The organism is Parapedobacter koreensis (assembly GCF_900109365.1).
Lineage (GTDB): Bacteria > Bacteroidota > Bacteroidia > Sphingobacteriales > Sphingobacteriaceae > Parapedobacter > Parapedobacter koreensis.
In genome coordinates this window covers 228,474-243,613 of sequence record NZ_FNZR01000006.1, presented here as the reverse complement: position 1 = coordinate 243,613, position 15,140 = coordinate 228,474, and the positions used below count along the sequence as shown (strand labels likewise).

Genomic DNA, 15,140 nt, shown 5'->3' with positions numbered 1-15,140 from the left:
AACGGACGTAAAAGCGATGGTGCATTCAAAAAGTCTAATGTATATTGTCTAAAAATGATTGGGAGCTACTTAAAAACCACTTTGCGGCACCTGTGGCGAAATCGCTTGTTTACCGCGCTGAATATCCTCGGATTGAGCATTGGCCTCTGCGCCAGTTTCGTCGTCTACCGGTTGGTGACTTACGAGTTGAGCTACGACCAGGGGTTGCCCAACCTAAACGACTATGTGCAACTGGCCGTGAAACAACGCTCCCATAGCCAGGAAAGTGGCGTCACTGCTGTAGCCATGGGTCTCGCACCGATCATCGAAAACGAGGTGACAGGCGTGGAAGCCATCATCCCCATGTACTACAGGGACTACGGGAAAAGCGATGCCTTCAAGGACCAAGTAGCGGTACTTCCCTCCTATTTCGACATGGTACCTTACCGATGGCTGGCCGGTAGTCCGGCCACGGCCCTCCGAGGGCCGCATGATGTGGTGCTGACCCAAAGCCGTGCCGAATATCACTATCCTGGGTTGCAACCCTCGGAGTTGATGGGAAAAACCATCACTTACCGCGATACAATAACCATGACCATCTCGGGCGTGGTGGAAAATCTGGCGGGCAACACCTCGTTTGATGCACAGGAGTTTTTCCGGATTACCGAAAGCGAATGGCCCAGCGACCTGGAGTTCGGATGGCGAAATAACTGCTTACTTTTCCTGAAATTACACCCCGGCACCTCGCAGGCCAATGTACTGTCCCAAATCAACGCCATCAACACAAAACGGAACGCCGATTATTTCGAGCGTTTCCAATCCAGCTACTCGTACACCTTCATCCCTGTGGCCGAAAGGCATTTTGTGTCAGACTATTACAGTCCGCACCACCGTACGGCCAATAAAAACGTCCTTTACGGCTTAGCCGGTATCGCTGCTTTCTTACTCCTACTGGCCATTATTAATTATGTAAATCTCAGCACGGCCATATTGCCTCAGCGCACCCGGGAAATCGGGATACGGAAAACGTTGGGCAGCCGGTCGCGCCAGCTGGTGCTGCGTTTCATGGGCGAGACACTATGCATTACCTTTCTGGCCCTTTTGCTTGCTTTTCTTCTACACGGGTTAATCATCCGCCTGTTTGCCGATTATTTCCCCGATGGGTTGTCTGGCTATTACGACTATTCAGGTATCGCGTTGTTCTTGACAGCCCTCATATTGGTTATCACCGGCCTATCAAGCATCTATCCCAGTTGGTTGCTCACCAAGGTAAATACGGTAAAAATGATGAAAGGGCAGGTAGACCATCGGCAACAGGGCGGCGGACTGGTGTTCCGGCGAATGCTAATTGTCTTCCAGTTCGTCATCGCGCAGATTTTCATAATCGGTGCCCTCATTGTAGGCCTCCAGCTCCGCTATACCCTACATAAGGATTTGGGATTCAACAAAGATGCCATTATCACCCTGGACATCACCGATACCAGACAAAAAAACGACATGGCGCTAAGCAGGCAACAGGTCTTGCAGCAAGCCTTATTGAAACACCCCGAAGTAGCGGGCGTATCGATAGGCGAAATTCCCCTTGGAGCGGGTGTGTTTTCCCATCCCGTCGAGTATAATGGACCTTCGGGGATTATCCGTGCCGACCTCCTCGTAAAAAACATCGATGAAAACTGGATGAACCTATACGAAGTAAAGCTGCTGGCCGGACGCCAGCCTTTCGCAGGGCAGCAAAGCAGCGAAATCATGCTGAATGAAACAGCGGTGAAAGCCTTTGGATTTGGCTCGGCGGAAGAGGCGCTCGGTAAACTGATCGGTGAAGCGGAGGACGAGCAAGTCATCGTAGGTGTGGTGGGGGATTTCCACGTATTCAACTTCAAAATGGAAAACCGGCCGTTGCAAATCAGGATGGGTATTCCGGAAAATGCTTCAACGATTACCATCAAGCTGCACGCCTCCGCCTCGAAAAGGTGGGCTTCGACCATTGAGCGTTTTGCCGATGACTGGAAGGCCATCTATCCCGAGACGCCCTTTGCCTATCGTTTTTACGATGAGGTCATCGAACGCATGTACACGCAGGAACACCGCATGGCCAAAATCATCAACTACACGACCGGGGTGGCCATCTTCATCAGCTGTCTCGGCCTGTTTGGATTGGCTACACTGATGGCTTACCAGCGCACCAAGGAAATCGGCATCCGCAAAGTATTGGGAGCCTCGATATCCAATATCCTGGCCCTCTTCTCCAAGGAATTTGTGATGCTGGTGGTGATTGCCGTGGTGATTGCCTCGCCCATTGCATGGTGGGCCACGAGTAAATGGTTGGAGGACTACGCTTACCGCATAGACATCCAGTGGTGGATGTTTGCCGTGGCTGGGCTCGGGGCGGTAACCCTTGCACTGCTCACCGTGAGCGGACAGGCCATCCGCGCTGCGGTGGCTAACCCGGTGAATAGCCTGCGGGATGAGTGAGGTGGCTTTTACGTCCGCTGCTCCACGTCTGGATCCGTAGCGCTTCGCTGACGTCTCCAAGGTCGTGTCTGCAGCGGACGTAAAAACCATGATGAGGAAGGGAAAGTTTGGAGGGAGTGAAGTAGGCTTTAGGTTCACTGCTCCACGTCTGGATCCGTGGCGCTTCGCTGACGTCTCCAAGGTCGTGTCCGCAGCCAACGTAAAAGCGATGGAAGGAAAAGGAAAGTTGGGGAATGAGTAATTTTGGTCCGGAGGCGAAGTCCGCAAGTCCGGAGTCAGCAAGTCCAGTGTCTAATATCTGTTGTCTAACATCTAAAAAAATGCTAAAAACCCACCTTAAAACCGCCTGGCGTACGATGGTCAAGGACAAGACTTACGCCACTATCAACATCCTTGGGCTTACTATCGGGCTGTGCGCCTGTATGTTGGTGGGCACGGTGGTGCTGGATGACCTTTCTTATGACAAGTTTTGGTCGCATAAAAATGAGCTATACCGCATCATCACATCCGATACGACTGCTGGCCTAGCGGGTAAGAACCCTTCGGTCTATGCAAATTTGGGCAACACCTTTAAAGCTAACTTCCCTGACGTGGAAGCAGCAGCAACTGTGTACGCTATAGAACGCTGGATGCGAAAGGATAAGACGGATGAAACAGCTATCCAGTTGGATGCAATTTACGCCGACACCAATATTTGGAAATTACTCGATATCGACATTATTGACGGCACACCCAAACACTATGTTGCTGGGCAAAATAATCTCGTCATCTCCGAAAGCTTTCGGAAAAAGCATTTTTCAAACGAGAGTCCTGTTGGCAAAATAATGTACAGCGTATCAGCCTACAGCGAAGAAGCTACTCCTTATCTCATTACTGGGGTGATGGCCGATTTGCCACAAAACACCTACCTCCGTGCTGAAGCCATACAGGTAGCCATGCCATCCAGCCATGAATTGAGCAGAGAGGGCTGGGGATATTATGACGAACAGCTGTTGCTCATGAAGCCGAACACCGATATGGTGGCCTTTGCCACGAAAGCAAACCGATGGTATCGGGAATTTCTGACGGAAGCCTCAGAAGATACTAAAAAGCGGATTCCAGTGTATGAATTCCAACCTATACAGGAAGTATACCTTACTCCTTACTCTTCCTACCAACGTGTCAGTGGCAATCTCAGCAATATTTATATTTTTTCGGTCGTAGCGGGATTATTGCTGTTTATCGCCTGCATCAATTTTGTCAATCTCAGTGTTGCCCGGGCGGTGCGGCGATTAAAGGAAACCGGTGTACGCAAGGTCCTTGGGGCTGGAAGGAGGCAATTATTAATACAATATCTCACCGAGTCACTGATGTTCTTTGTCCTATCAGCTTTGTTAGCAAGTGGCTTATATGTTTTGTCACTCGGCCCACTGGAGGTTTTTCTTGGGCATACACTCACACTCAAGTTATTGGGCAACCTTTCGCTTTTCCTCATTTTCTTATCCACAATTCTTATGCTTAGTGTGGTTACTGGAACTTATCCCGCATGGATGCTTTCGGGTTTTAACACCACCAATGCTCTGAAAAACCGCATAGGGAATACAACCTCCTTAGCGGGGGCATGGATACGCCATATGCTGGTAACTTTACAATTTGGCGTTGCGTTGCTGGTGCTGATTGGAATGATTACTGTCTGGCGGCAAGTGCAATACATGGAAAAAAAAGATGTGGGATTCGATACGGATCGGGTGCTAAATATTCCGCAATTTGCACTTGGAAACAACCGGTCAGCCCTCAAAAACGAACTTGAACAACTGGCCGGTGTTCAACGCGTGAGCGTAGCAGCGTGGGCCCCCACAAGAGGTACAGGGCATATGGCCAAGTCTGTGGAACATCCCAATAAATCAGGTGAAAAGGTAATGGTCAGCTTCATCGCTGGCGACACCCATCTACCCGATCTATTGGGCTTCCGAATAAGGGATGGCAGGCTTTTTGAGTCTCATGATATCGAAGATGAAAACCAACCTAAAAATGCATTGCTAACGGCCAGCACGGCAAAACTGTTTGGCGTGACTGAACTGGGGCGGCCCATTGAGGAGCTTTCCATCATTCCCGTGGGCATCATTGATGATTTTCATAGTATCTCCTTACGTAATCCCATCGTCCCGACGGTGGTCATAGCCGAAGACATCTTGCAATACGCCAATATACTGATTAAAGTACAACAAGGCAAAGAGTCCCAAGTCATAAAATCCGTTAACGAATTGTGGCAGCAATTCCATGCTGGCAAGCCTTTAAACATGGAATGGGTAGATGATTTGGTTAAGGGGCAATATGAAAAAGAAACCAAACAGGGACAATTGTTTACCTTTTTCAGTGCATTGACCTTACTCCTCGCTGCACTTGGCGTTTTCGGGTTGGTGGTGCATGCCACGGAGCAACGTGTGAAAGAAATCGGAATCCGTAAGGTACTGGGGGCATCGGTAACGGGTATCGTCCGCATGTTTTCCTTAGACTATGTCAAACTGGTGGGCATAGCTCTGCTCGTGGCCTCTCCCATTGCCTGGTGGGCCATGAATAAGTGGCTGGAAGACTTCGCTTACCGGATTGACATCCAATGGTGGGTGTTTGCGTTAGCAGGCGTGGTAGCCTTGATGATTGCTTTGGTTACCGTAGGTGTGCAGGCTATTAAAGCCGCGTTGGCCAATCCGATCGACAGCCTACGAGATGAATGACCGATCAAATTTCCTATCTTCGTAAAAACATCCGTCATGGAAGCTGATTATTCCTTTTTCCTGCACATCATCCGCAGTGCGGTCGCTGAACTGCCGGAGTGCTCGGAAAAGCCCTGCCACGGCACCCCCGGATTTTACGCTGGCAAAAAATTATTTGCACGGCTGCAGGAAGACGGAGAAACGCTTTCTGTATACACACGCGAAAAGCAACAGTGGATGGAGAAAGACCCGGCTGTCTATTTCACCAATGACCATTTCCGGAATTACGACTATGTCTTGGTGAAGCTACCACGTGTGGATCCCGATGAATTACGTATCCTTTTGGTAGCGGGCTGGAAACAACGGGTGGGCAAAAAGGCTTTAAATGCTTATGAAAGACGAGACTAAACCTGCAGTACCCAAAAAGCGCCGGAATCTCAAAAAACTGGTGCAAGACATCGGATTGGAAGAGTTCCGCCAATTTGTGTTGGACTATGCTACACGCCACAAAGGGTTCAAAGCAGATTTCGAACTGTATTTCGCTGGCCGCGAAGGCAGTGTAGATGCAAGCCAGCATTACGCCGATGCAGCGAAAAAAATCATCCAAAAATATACCCGGCAGGGATTTATCGACTACCGGGCAAACAGCAAAATGACCAAGGAATTAAGCAGGCTCACATCAGACGGGAAACAGCTGCTTGAACGAGGGAATATGCGCGACGCTTACGCGTTGTTCTCAGGAACATTGCCTGCTGCAATGGACGCCATCACCAAGAGCGATGATTCCAGTGGTTACTTAAGTACGGTGATTCACGTGTTGCTGGATTTGCTTGATACCCTTTCGACATTGCCCTTGGCGCCCATGGAGCTCAAGCAGGAGCTTTTCGGCTTTGTGGAGCAGGAGCTACGCAATCCCATTTATCACGAATACGGCGATTTCTATCCCCGGATTTTTGCGGTGTTCACGCGGCTGTCCTTGTTATTTGGTGAGCATGATGCATTCCTTGCGCATGTGGGTGAACAGTTGCCACAGGCTGCAGGCTATTATACGGATTACCAAACGTCTTTCCTGCTTGCCGCCAAAATAGATTACCTGACCGAAATCGGCCGAACAGATGAGGCCACGCGGTTGATTGAAGAACACCTGACGAGACCTCCTGTCCGGATGAGAAAGCTCGAAAGGTTGTTAGCAACGAACGACTTTCAGCAAGCCAAGGCGTTGATTGCCGAAGGTATCACATTAGCTGACGCGGCGCAACATCCCGGTGTTACATCCATGTGGGAAAAGCAGTTGCTTCGGGTGGCCCAGCTGGAAAATGACGTGCCCACCATCCGCCAATCGGCAAAGAAGCTCGCCTTGGGCACCCATGGGCTATCGCTGGACCACTATCGCGCATGGAAAGCGACCTACCCGCCCGATGAGTGGACCGAGGTGATCAATGCCCATATTGAAACCGTGACCAAAAAGGCTACCGAACAATGGAAGGCCATGCCCGCACATTGGCGTACCGAAGCGCCGCTATTGCTCGTTTCACTCGGTCAGATCTTTATTGAAGAAGGCTCCTGGGATCGCCTGCTGATTGCCGTACAGCAAGAAAACCGGCTGGAAACAACCATGGCATACCATGAGGCTTTGCTGCCCCAGTATCCAGATGCACTTTTGGAACTTTACCTGCATCAATTGGAAGTATTTGCCGACCAAGCCAACGGCCGTCGCCAATATCAGCAATTAGTAAGCGTGATGCGAAAGGTCGTTGAAGACATTCCCCGGGGCAAGCCCCGTATAGCCGAATTGGCACAGGCATTGTATCGCCGCTACAGCTTCCGAAGGGCTATGCAAGAGGAGTTGGCCAGCTTGCTGTCCGACATCAGTTAATAGCGGACACCCGATCGGTTTCACATCTTTTAACAGCTGTGCGTCGATCGAATGGGTAGATTTGCATGAATGATCAGGAGCTACTTCAAAATCGCTTGGCGAAACTTGTATAAGCATAAGCTGTACTCGCTCATCCATATTGTGGGGCTGTCCACGGGCGTAGCTGCCTGTTTATTGATCTTCTTGTTTGTCCGTTATGAACTGACCTACGACCAGCACAATGAACACTACGAGCGGATTGCACGGATAACGACCACCGTGCATACCCCTGAATCGGACAACCTGTCGCTTGCGACTACCCCCTATCCCCTCGCAGACGCCTTGCTGCGCGAATACCCGGAAGTGGAAGCCACCGTACGCCTGGAATCGTCACCCGCCGCTGTGACATACGAAAACGAGCTGGTCACCGAAGCGGGTTTTTACAAAGCCGACCAAAGTATCTTCTCGGTCTTTTCGTTTTCGGTTGTCGCCGGAGATAAAAAAGACGCCCTGACCAAGCCAAATCAGCTTGTCCTCACGGAGCGTATAGCAAAAAAGTATTTCGGTTCTGCGGAAGAGGCCGTTGGAAGTACCCTGGTATCTGGCCAACAGCCCTTGCATGTCACCGCTGTGGTGGCCGACCTGCCCCCCAACTCGGATATCCGGATCGACGGATTGCTTTCGGCCGACTTCTCTAAAGTAACCAGCTGGATGGAAGACGATTTTCCGGTGTATACGTTTGTGCTTTTCAAAGAAAAGCCGGATCTGCCGGGCTTTGAGCAAAAACTGCAACGATTGGCCACACAGTACGTACAGCCTGAGCTGGACGAGATGGGTGCCATAGACTACCATGCCCGCTTCTTGGTTGAAGCGCTCGCCGATGTACATTTCAGTGAGGGTAAGCAAATGGATACCCCCAAAGGCAATAAACAATTCAACTACGTATTCTCCGTGTTGGCACTTGTTATCCTGGCGATTGCACTCCTGAACTATATCAACCTCGCTACGGCCAAAGCGTCCGAAAGAGGAAAAGAAGTAGGTGTCCGCAAGGTTGCCGGTGCTCGCCCATTGGAGCTCGTCCGACAATTTGTAATCGAATCATTTCTATTGATCGGACTGGCCTGGGTGGTGGCTATCGGGCTCATACTGCTGTCCATTCCTTACATCAACCTGTTATTGGGCACCGAGCTCTCCTTCCATTGGCAGGATCACGCCGTATTTTTGATAGGAGCATTCATCGCAACCACCTTTTTTACATCGCTTTACCCGGCGTTTGCGCTGGCTGGTTACCGTCCTATTGATGTACTGAAAGGAAACCGGAAAATCAGCTTAAAAGGGGTATCGTTGCGTAAGGGCATTGTTGTCATACAATTCGCAGCCGCAATCGTGCTGACCGTCGGCACCCTAGTGGTGTACTGGCAGGTGCAATATATCACGAATGCCGACCAAGCGTTTAATGTCAATCGGGTGGTCAGCATACGGGTTCCTACGGACGACGTGAACCGAAGTCGGGTGAATGGCTTTTATGAAGCCCTGCGCCAACTGCCCGAGGTACAATCCATCACCTCAGGAAACGGCGTGCGGGGAGAAGATGTAGCACTGGCGACCACGCTGGCGAGCAATAACGGGAAGCAACGCCACCTATTCTGCAATTATTTCTTTGTGGATGCCAATTTCGTCTCCTTTTTCCAAATCCAGTTGCTGGAAGGCCGAAATATGTCGAACTATCTCCCTACCGACAAAACGGAGGCGTTTCTGGTGAATGAAGCGTTTGTGCACACCATGGGCTGGTCCGAAACCGATGCAATCGGCCAGCCTGTGGAGGGGTTTGATCGTAAGGGGAAAGTCGTGGGGGTGGTTAAAAACTTTTACTATAAATCCATGCACAACCTTGTGGAGCCGCTGGCGATGATCTACCAAACAGACGCCCCGTGGTTTATCTCGGTAAAGATACAGCCCAGGGATCTTCCGAAGGTAAAAGTCCTATGGCAGCGTTTATTTCCCGACATGGTTTTCAACTATACCTTTTTGGATGAAGCCTACGCTGCTCAATACCGCAAAGATACCCTTACGATGTACCTGTTCAGTTGTTTTACTATATTGGCCATCCTGATCGCTTGCCTCGGCCTGTACGGACTGGTGGCACTGATGACGGCCAGGCGCACAAAGGAAATCGGTATCCGCAAGGTGTTGGGCGCATCGGTGCCGGGTATCGTGACGCTGCTTTCCAACGATTTCGTGAAGTTGGTATTGTTGGCCGTAGTTGTCGCCTCGCCCGTTGCGTGGTGGGTAATGGATAAATGGCTGGAAGATTTTGCGTACCGCATCGACATCGAATGGTGGATGTTTGCGGCGGTCGGGCTGGCGGCTGTGGTGATTACGCTGCTTACCGTAAGCGGACAGGCAGTGCGGGCGGCGATGGCCAATCCGATCGAGTCTTTACGCGACGAATAAATCGCATAATTCGAACAATAAAAACCTATTAAATTATTTTACAAACACTTATCTTCGTTCTTTGCAAGCGCTGGCAATTATGAACAACTTCATAAAAGCTATTAAACGATTAGACTTCGGTACCGTGGAGGCATTGCTCCACAAGGAGCCGAAATGGATTTCTTGGGCCGAAGATAGTGGCAAAAATGCGTTGCATTACCTGTGTGGGGTCGCTATTGGCAATGACAAGCAACTGGCCGCTGATAGTTTGCGGTTATTGAAACTATTGCTGGACAGCGGGATGGACTACAATTCCATCCACCAGATTGCCGACCCCAATTGTGACTTCTTTCCCGCAACCCCGTTGTGGTACGCCTACGCCAAAGGGAGGAATGAAACGTTGTACCGCTATCTATTGGAGCAGAAAGCCAGCCCCGAGAACTGCCTGTGGGCCATCATTTGGAATGATGATGTAGAAGCGGCTGAACTGTTCAAGAAGCATGGAGCGAAAATTAGCGACAGCAGCGGTGTGGATACCTTTGTCCCCGGCGCATTCCATTGGAGGCGCTTTCGCATCGCCAAATGGTTACTGGAAAACGGTGCCGATGTGCACGCAATCGATCCGGAAGGGAACACCGCCTTGCACATTGCTGTGAACCGGAAATTCAAACTGGAGCACATCGCACTGCTGCTACGATTCGGTGCCAACCCCCACAGGGAAAACAAGGCAGGTATATCCCCGAGGGCGTTGGCGCAATCAGGCAATCGGAAAGGCGTACAGGCGTTATTCAATCCAGCCGCCACTACCTAACCTAACCCATCTCGTCTGCACTGGGCCCATAACTTCCCGGTATTGGGATATCCAAGAGGCGCAAAAAAACACCCAATTGCGCACGGTGGTGAATGGTTTGGGCAAACGCATGACGAACCATTCCGTATTTTGTGGTATCCAGGTACACGGCGTCCCCGCCACGCATTATCCAAGGTTTGTCAAGCACAGCTTCCGGCAAACGTTGGAGTGCTGCTTTACCCGTTTGATAAGATTTTTCAAATAAAGCGAGGAGCGCAGCATTATCGGCAATCGATGTAGGCTGATACGCCCCCTCATTGAAATCCAGCTCATCCTGATCCACAGCCAACGCATACCATGAAGGAATTTCGGCCAAATGCGTAGCCAATTGTTTCAGCGTCATACTTTTGGGGTGTGGAGCCCAATCGAATCGATCTTCCGGCACAAGCGCCAGCATCTTGCGGGTTATCGCTCCTTCGGTTTCCAATTCAGTGAATAGTTCGTTAATGATATCCATGTTCAATTTATTTGTTGTTTCTTGAGCCAAAGCTATCCACATCCACTGACAGCCCTATGTCAGGGGGGAAACAACAAAGTTGGAAAACAGTAAATTTTTATGATAATGAAGCTGTGTGTCAATCTTCGAGCGCATCAATGGTCCACCTGTCCTTGTCAATACAGCGAGACTCTTCTCCAAATCAGCAGCGGAAAGCGAATCTGCAGTTAATTCGTCCTTAAGCTCCAAATAAACTGTCAGTGCCAATCGAGGCTTAGCGAAATAACCAGCGCCAATCTTTTCTTCCAAAAAGGCATGTACCGCATCATTCACCTTGCGCCGCACCCCCGTCACGAACGTTTTCTGCCAAATGATTTTTATGCCATCACCGCCATCTTGCGGATACACAATGTGGCTGTAGGTTATCGTATTATTTTCTTCGTTTACTTTTCGCGTGGCATGGTGCAATTGAATCATTTCGTCCGGTTTAATATCAAGCGGCATTATCTCACGGTGAGGCTTGCCCATGATGGCAGCCAGCGGATCCACCTGGTCAGTTTTCAGCTTTTGCTTTTTTCGCGGGTCAATTACATCAAAGAAATATTGGTTTCGTTTGCCAAGCAGGAAAGAAAGTTCTTCGTCGTCCATACCAGTCTCTTCCAACAGCCGGAGGACGTTAAGCACCAGCTCATAGTCCATCCGTGAAATATTCACAAATGAGCCGGCCGGTTTCCGTTCGCTTTTTTTGATGGTCGTGACAATCATTGATGGTTCTTGGCACCCGTCAAATATCTACTTTTTGTGGCTAAGAAGCTAATTGCTTTTTATTCTTTAGTTTTGTTACTAAACAATTAAATACCAATGAGCGAAAACCAGGACCTAACGGAAAAATTAGATACCTACTTCGCTTCTCTGCCAGTAAGGTTAGCAGGCTGGGGATTTGGGTTCTAAGAACTTGGATTAAAATTAAGGATATAGAATTTACATAAGAACGAAAAAAGATGGGCTGAGCCATTGTAAATCGCTTCCGGGATAATCAAATATTAAGGTATCAGCAGTTTAGGTTTCTCTTGGTTTTTCCGCTGAGCTTCAACCTGTACGTCTACTACTTTCCCCCTGATGGTGTCCGCATTTAGTTTAACAGGCTTAACGTATTTTAACGGGGTCCAGTTCAGTCGATCTCCTTTGGCTTTCTTTTTTGTAGTTACAAGTTGCATTGCCATCTCCGTTTTGCTCAACAATACAAATGTACAAATTTCTGTTGCAAACAGCTAAGCCTCAGTATATTCTTGTGCATTTTCTTTTAATGCTCCTCCCTTTGCCGCATCCCCCAACACCTCCTTCAAAACTGTCTCTTCCTCTTTGCTGTCAATATACAGGTGCTTCGCTGTATCCGTCAGCGACTTTGACTCATTAAAAAAACCATAATCGATTAATCTCTTCACAACCAGCCGCATGTCTTCAGGATTAGAGAGGCTCAACACTTTTTTCTCCACTTTGGTGCCGTCACCAATAAACCGTCATTGAGCGGGAGATACAAGCTTATTTTGGATATTATACTCGATATCATTATCTTTGTGAGAGGAGGTATATACGTTGTATTTATCGAGAAGGTGCAGCGGGGGTTGAATGACGTGGAACAAGGTAAAGTTAATACCAAACGAGAGGCACGTCATAAGTTAGCCAAATGGCTGAAATAGTTTGGACAGAATAATGCCATTGCCGATTTGGATGATATCGGCGAATATATCGCAAAAGAATCTATCCGATATGCCGAACTAATCGTATCAAAATTATTTTCAGCGGCAGATATATTAGAGACTTACCCTAGAAGGGGAACTATCGTACCTCAATTTATGGATGAAAGTATTAGGCAGCTTATGGTCGATAACTATCGGATTGTATATCAATTGGCCGCGGGAGATAAGGTGAATATACTAACTGTGCATCACGGCAAACGGTTGATTTCAAATACCAGGCATTTTAAAAAGAAGAAGTAACATAAGAGCCATCGAGGACTCTATCGAAACCGATAGAGTCCTTTTACTTTGCTATAAACTTGTCGTTCAATGCCTTTAATTGCTCGGCAATGACAACGACTTTGGTTCGTTGAAAAAGCCACACTTAACCAACCTATCCACAACGAGTCGCATTTCGTCGGGATTGGAAAGACTTGATACTTTCTTCTCCACTTTCGTGCCATCGCTTTTAAGCCAACCAACCGTCCGTTTGATGATATTTACGCTTTGTTGCAATTTTGGCCAAAAAAAGCTAATTTTGGAAATATAACGTTTAAAGCGATAAGATTATGGAATTGATTATCGATATAGACAACATCAAGGAGGCAAAAAAAAAGAAATGGCTTTTGAGCACGTTGAAGTTGATGGGCATAAACTTCCAAACGATAGAGAAGCGCCAAACTCTTGAAGAATATAATCTAGATTTAGAAGAAGGGGACGCCGAAATCGAACGGGGTGAATACATAACAGCGACCGACCTGAAAGCCGAAATCAAGAAATGGTAACCGTTTGGAGCAAGCGAGCCAAAAAAGAACTTACCAAAGCCTTCGAATATATTTCGTTGGAGTCTCCCCAAAATGCACGGAAAGTAGTCGAAACCATTGTTGACATAACCTTGGCCCTTCCGGAAAACCCGTTAAAACATCCGTTGGATAAATACAAAAAGGACAATGATGGCTCTTGGCGTGCTTTTGAAAAGTACCATTTCCGAATTTCTTATCGGGTACTGGAAAAAGAGATACGCATCGTGCGTTTTAGGCATACAAGTCGCACACCGCTTAATTACTGATTTTTGCATATAGCGTTTCTTTAAGGCCTATTTTGCCCTTATCGACCAGTTCCCCCACACATCTTCCAAAACCTTCTCTTCCTCCTTTCCATCAATGTAAAGATGTTTCGCTGTATCCGCCAACGATTTTGGCTCATTGAAAAATCCATGGTCAATCATGCCGTTTAACACCAGTCGCATATCATCCGGATTGGAAAGGCTCAATACTTTCTTCTCCACTTTGGTACCATCGCCTACGTCCCAATCATCTGGAGGGAGTAAATCCTTAATCGTCCAATCGAGGGCGGCGGCTAATCCGGGGTATTCGTGGGGAGGGTATTGAGCTGCCCTATTTAGACTTTCTATAGTGGTTACACAACTTTCTACGTGCTCTAAAATTCGCGAGAGAGCTTTTGAAGATAAATCGATTATCAACCTTCTTAATTTGGCTCGGTTGATTATGTATAAGGAAAGAGGAGTTATTTTTACCATATAATGGCATATTAGGCCATCTTGAGAAAAAGAATTAAAAACAGGGGGACGAAATAATCTGCATTTTTGATTATCACTATTTATATTAGCCCCGTCAAAAGACATACAAGCAATTGTCTGTCTTGAAATTATTTGGTGTTTGACACTGAAACTTGCCATCGAAAACGTAGGAAATTTCCATTAGCGCAAGGACAGGAGTCCAACGCTCATTCCCTACCTTTGCGGGTAGCGATGGGCTGGCTCTTGTTCTCGCTAAGCGGCTTCCTACGGCCTTCGATGGGGAACAAGGTCCGCGGCCCATCGCTATTTGATAATGCCCGCCACCTTTTCCGATATAAGATTTCATCGGTCAGCGCCATGAACAAATGGCTGGAAGATTTTGCCTACCGTATCGAGATCCAGTGGTGGGTGTTTGCAATAGCCGGAGTGGTGGCCGTGGCCATTGCTTTACTTACGGTAAGCTGGCAGGCGATACGGGCAGCGCTGGCAAATCCGGTCGAGTCTTTACGTGATGAGTAAATCGCGTAATAGTAAGATCCCGATGTATATCGGGATGGATTCATTGAGGGATGAATGACAGCTAACCATGTGGTTAGTAACCGATCGGTTACTAACCACATGGTTACATAAAAAATTGCCTTTCCCGAACATAAACCCTATATTTTGTGTAATGAAATCGCCATTTTTGTTTGGAAGAAGTGTTAGCACGCAAAGATTTACTAACCGTACGAAAGAGATAAAACGACTGAAAAGCAACTTTCAGAACGGCGTCAACACCCTTTTGATTTCGCCAAGGCGATGGGGAAAATCTTCCTTGGTAAAACGTGTTGCACAGGAAGTGGCGAGCAAGGTGAAGCTGAGTTTTACAAAGCATTTGCCACGGCTACCATCAAAACAACAAATTGCAAACTCGAAGAATGAGCCGCTCCCGGCAAGCAGTTCTTCAAGCACCTGATTACCTCGGGGTTGATCGGAATGGCCACTCCTACTTCCTCGACCCCATGTACGAGCTGTGGTTCAAACGATTCGTCCGGCGGTAAGGACTGTCCGCAAATGAACAACAAGTGTTCGTTTTCGAACACTTTTCAGTACCAAAAACTCCATTTATCACTAATTATCAGCTTATTATATTTTTGGTAGCAT

At 48.1% G+C, this 15,140-nt stretch carries 17 protein-coding genes; 12 read left to right on the top strand and 5 right to left on the bottom strand.

The features are described 5' to 3' along the window. The first annotated feature begins 54 nt into the window (after positions 1 to 54). From BMW65_RS15735 to BMW65_RS15710, 7 genes are all read left to right on the top strand, one after another. On the top strand, positions 55 to 2,451 hold the full coding sequence (locus BMW65_RS15735; RefSeq protein WP_090606785.1) for an ABC transporter permease: 2,397 nt from the start codon (positions 55 to 57) through the stop codon (positions 2,449 to 2,451). A gap of 88 nt (positions 2,452 to 2,539) precedes the next feature. Then, the gene (locus tag BMW65_RS24245; RefSeq protein WP_177181159.1) at positions 2,540 to 2,692 is read left to right on the top strand and encodes a hypothetical protein; all 153 of its coding nucleotides are present in this window, start codon (positions 2,540 to 2,542) and stop codon (positions 2,690 to 2,692) included. A 79-nt stretch (positions 2,693 to 2,771) separates the two neighbouring features. Next, positions 2,772 to 5,165 carry an ABC transporter permease gene (locus BMW65_RS15730; protein ID WP_177181158.1) on the top strand — a complete coding sequence of 798 codons (2,394 nt, stop codon included), beginning with the start codon at positions 2,772 to 2,774 and terminating at the stop codon, positions 5,163 to 5,165. Between the two features lie 36 nt (positions 5,166 to 5,201). Then, positions 5,202 to 5,552 (top strand): MmcQ/YjbR family DNA-binding protein, encoded by a 351-nt coding sequence (locus tag BMW65_RS15725; RefSeq protein ID WP_090606783.1) that lies wholly within the window; start codon positions 5,202 to 5,204, stop codon positions 5,550 to 5,552. Then, positions 5,536 to 7,020: a hypothetical protein gene (locus tag BMW65_RS15720; RefSeq protein ID WP_090606782.1), complete on the top strand. Its 1,485-nt coding sequence runs from the start codon at positions 5,536 to 5,538 to the stop codon at positions 7,018 to 7,020. The genes BMW65_RS15725 and BMW65_RS15720 overlap by 17 nt, the downstream gene beginning before the upstream one ends. 69 nt (positions 7,021 to 7,089) lie before the next feature. After that, the gene (locus BMW65_RS15715) at positions 7,090 to 9,453 is read left to right on the top strand and encodes an ABC transporter permease (RefSeq protein WP_090606781.1); all 2,364 of its coding nucleotides are present in this window, start codon (positions 7,090 to 7,092) and stop codon (positions 9,451 to 9,453) included. Between the two features lie 79 nt (positions 9,454 to 9,532). Then, the gene (locus tag BMW65_RS15710) at positions 9,533 to 10,243 is read left to right on the top strand and encodes an ankyrin repeat domain-containing protein (RefSeq protein ID WP_090606780.1); all 711 of its coding nucleotides are present in this window, start codon (positions 9,533 to 9,535) and stop codon (positions 10,241 to 10,243) included. Between the two features lies 1 nt (position 10,244). Here the strand turns inward: BMW65_RS15710 and BMW65_RS15705 are convergent, their stop codons facing one another. The 3 genes from BMW65_RS15705 to BMW65_RS15690 all read right to left on the bottom strand — a co-directional run bounded on the left by BMW65_RS15705 (position 10,245) and on the right by BMW65_RS15690 (position 12,214). Continuing rightward, positions 10,245 to 10,739: a DinB family protein gene (locus tag BMW65_RS15705; RefSeq protein ID WP_090606913.1), complete on the bottom strand. Its 495-nt coding sequence runs from the start codon at positions 10,737 to 10,739 to the stop codon at positions 10,245 to 10,247. A gap of 54 nt (positions 10,740 to 10,793) precedes the next feature. After that, complete coding sequence (locus tag BMW65_RS15700) at positions 10,794 to 11,483, bottom strand: hypothetical protein (protein ID WP_090606778.1); 690 nt, start codon at positions 11,481 to 11,483, stop codon at positions 10,794 to 10,796. A gap of 506 nt (positions 11,484 to 11,989) precedes the next feature. After that, positions 11,990 to 12,214 carry a hypothetical protein gene (locus BMW65_RS15690; protein WP_090606775.1) on the bottom strand — a complete coding sequence of 75 codons (225 nt, stop codon included), beginning with the start codon at positions 12,212 to 12,214 and terminating at the stop codon, positions 11,990 to 11,992. 51 nt (positions 12,215 to 12,265) lie between these two features. On the opposite strand from BMW65_RS15690, the gene BMW65_RS24240 reads away from it, so the two are divergent. The 4 genes from BMW65_RS24240 to BMW65_RS15675 all read left to right on the top strand — a co-directional run bounded on the left by BMW65_RS24240 (position 12,266) and on the right by BMW65_RS15675 (position 13,526). After that, a complete protein-coding gene (locus BMW65_RS24240; RefSeq protein ID WP_177181157.1) occupies positions 12,266 to 12,418 on the top strand; it encodes a hypothetical protein in 153 nt (50 codons plus the stop codon). Between the two features lie 18 nt (positions 12,419 to 12,436). After that, on the top strand, positions 12,437 to 12,718 hold the full coding sequence (locus BMW65_RS24870) for a type II toxin-antitoxin system RelE/ParE family toxin (RefSeq protein ID WP_090606773.1): 282 nt from the start codon (positions 12,437 to 12,439) through the stop codon (positions 12,716 to 12,718). Between the two features lie 308 nt (positions 12,719 to 13,026). Then, the gene (locus BMW65_RS15680) at positions 13,027 to 13,242 is read left to right on the top strand and encodes a hypothetical protein (protein WP_090606772.1); all 216 of its coding nucleotides are present in this window, start codon (positions 13,027 to 13,029) and stop codon (positions 13,240 to 13,242) included. After that, complete coding sequence (locus tag BMW65_RS15675; RefSeq protein WP_090606770.1) at positions 13,236 to 13,526, top strand: type II toxin-antitoxin system RelE/ParE family toxin; 291 nt, start codon at positions 13,236 to 13,238, stop codon at positions 13,524 to 13,526. The genes BMW65_RS15680 and BMW65_RS15675 overlap by 7 nt, the downstream gene beginning before the upstream one ends. A 27-nt stretch (positions 13,527 to 13,553) precedes the next feature. On the opposite strand, the gene BMW65_RS15670 is transcribed toward BMW65_RS15675, so the two are convergent. Then, positions 13,554 to 14,156 (bottom strand): hypothetical protein, encoded by a 603-nt coding sequence (locus BMW65_RS15670; RefSeq protein WP_143053903.1) that lies wholly within the window; start codon positions 14,154 to 14,156, stop codon positions 13,554 to 13,556. Between the two features lie 72 nt (positions 14,157 to 14,228). Between BMW65_RS15670 and BMW65_RS15665 the strand changes: the two genes are divergently transcribed. Continuing rightward, positions 14,229 to 14,516 carry an ABC transporter permease gene (locus BMW65_RS15665; protein WP_090606767.1) on the top strand — a complete coding sequence of 96 codons (288 nt, stop codon included), beginning with the start codon at positions 14,229 to 14,231 and terminating at the stop codon, positions 14,514 to 14,516. A gap of 240 nt (positions 14,517 to 14,756) precedes the next feature. Here the strand turns inward: BMW65_RS15665 and BMW65_RS23920 are convergent, their stop codons facing one another. After that, positions 14,757 to 14,948: a hypothetical protein gene (locus tag BMW65_RS23920; protein WP_143053902.1), complete on the bottom strand. Its 192-nt coding sequence runs from the start codon at positions 14,946 to 14,948 to the stop codon at positions 14,757 to 14,759. Positions 14,949 to 15,140 lie beyond the last annotated feature (192 nt).

Bases quoted from the DNA above. Each gene is read 5' to 3' on its own strand.
- BMW65_RS15665 (WP_090606767.1), top strand. From the start codon at position 14,229: ATGGGCTGGCTCTTGTTCTCGCTAAGCGGCTTCCTACGGCCTTCGATG.
- BMW65_RS15700 (WP_090606778.1), bottom strand. From the start codon at position 11,483: ATGATTGTCACGACCATCAAAAAAAGCGAACGGAAACCGGCCGGCTCA.
- BMW65_RS15670 (WP_143053903.1), bottom strand. From the start codon at position 14,156: ATGGCAAGTTTCAGTGTCAAACACCAAATAATTTCAAGACAGACAATT.
- BMW65_RS15735 (WP_090606785.1), top strand. From the start codon at position 55: ATGATTGGGAGCTACTTAAAAACCACTTTGCGGCACCTGTGGCGAAAT.
- BMW65_RS15725 (WP_090606783.1), top strand. From the start codon at position 5,202: ATGGAAGCTGATTATTCCTTTTTCCTGCACATCATCCGCAGTGCGGTC.
- BMW65_RS15715 (WP_090606781.1), top strand. From the start codon at position 7,090: ATGATCAGGAGCTACTTCAAAATCGCTTGGCGAAACTTGTATAAGCAT.
- BMW65_RS24245 (WP_177181159.1), top strand. From the start codon at position 2,540: ATGATGAGGAAGGGAAAGTTTGGAGGGAGTGAAGTAGGCTTTAGGTTC.
- BMW65_RS15710 (WP_090606780.1), top strand. From the start codon at position 9,533: ATGAACAACTTCATAAAAGCTATTAAACGATTAGACTTCGGTACCGTG.
- BMW65_RS15680 (WP_090606772.1), top strand. From the start codon at position 13,027: ATGGAATTGATTATCGATATAGACAACATCAAGGAGGCAAAAAAAAAG.
- BMW65_RS15730 (WP_177181158.1), top strand. From the start codon at position 2,772: ATGCTAAAAACCCACCTTAAAACCGCCTGGCGTACGATGGTCAAGGAC.
- BMW65_RS15675 (WP_090606770.1), top strand. From the start codon at position 13,236: ATGGTAACCGTTTGGAGCAAGCGAGCCAAAAAAGAACTTACCAAAGCC.
- BMW65_RS15720 (WP_090606782.1), top strand. From the start codon at position 5,536: ATGAAAGACGAGACTAAACCTGCAGTACCCAAAAAGCGCCGGAATCTC.
- BMW65_RS15705 (WP_090606913.1), bottom strand. From the start codon at position 10,739: ATGGATATCATTAACGAACTATTCACTGAATTGGAAACCGAAGGAGCG.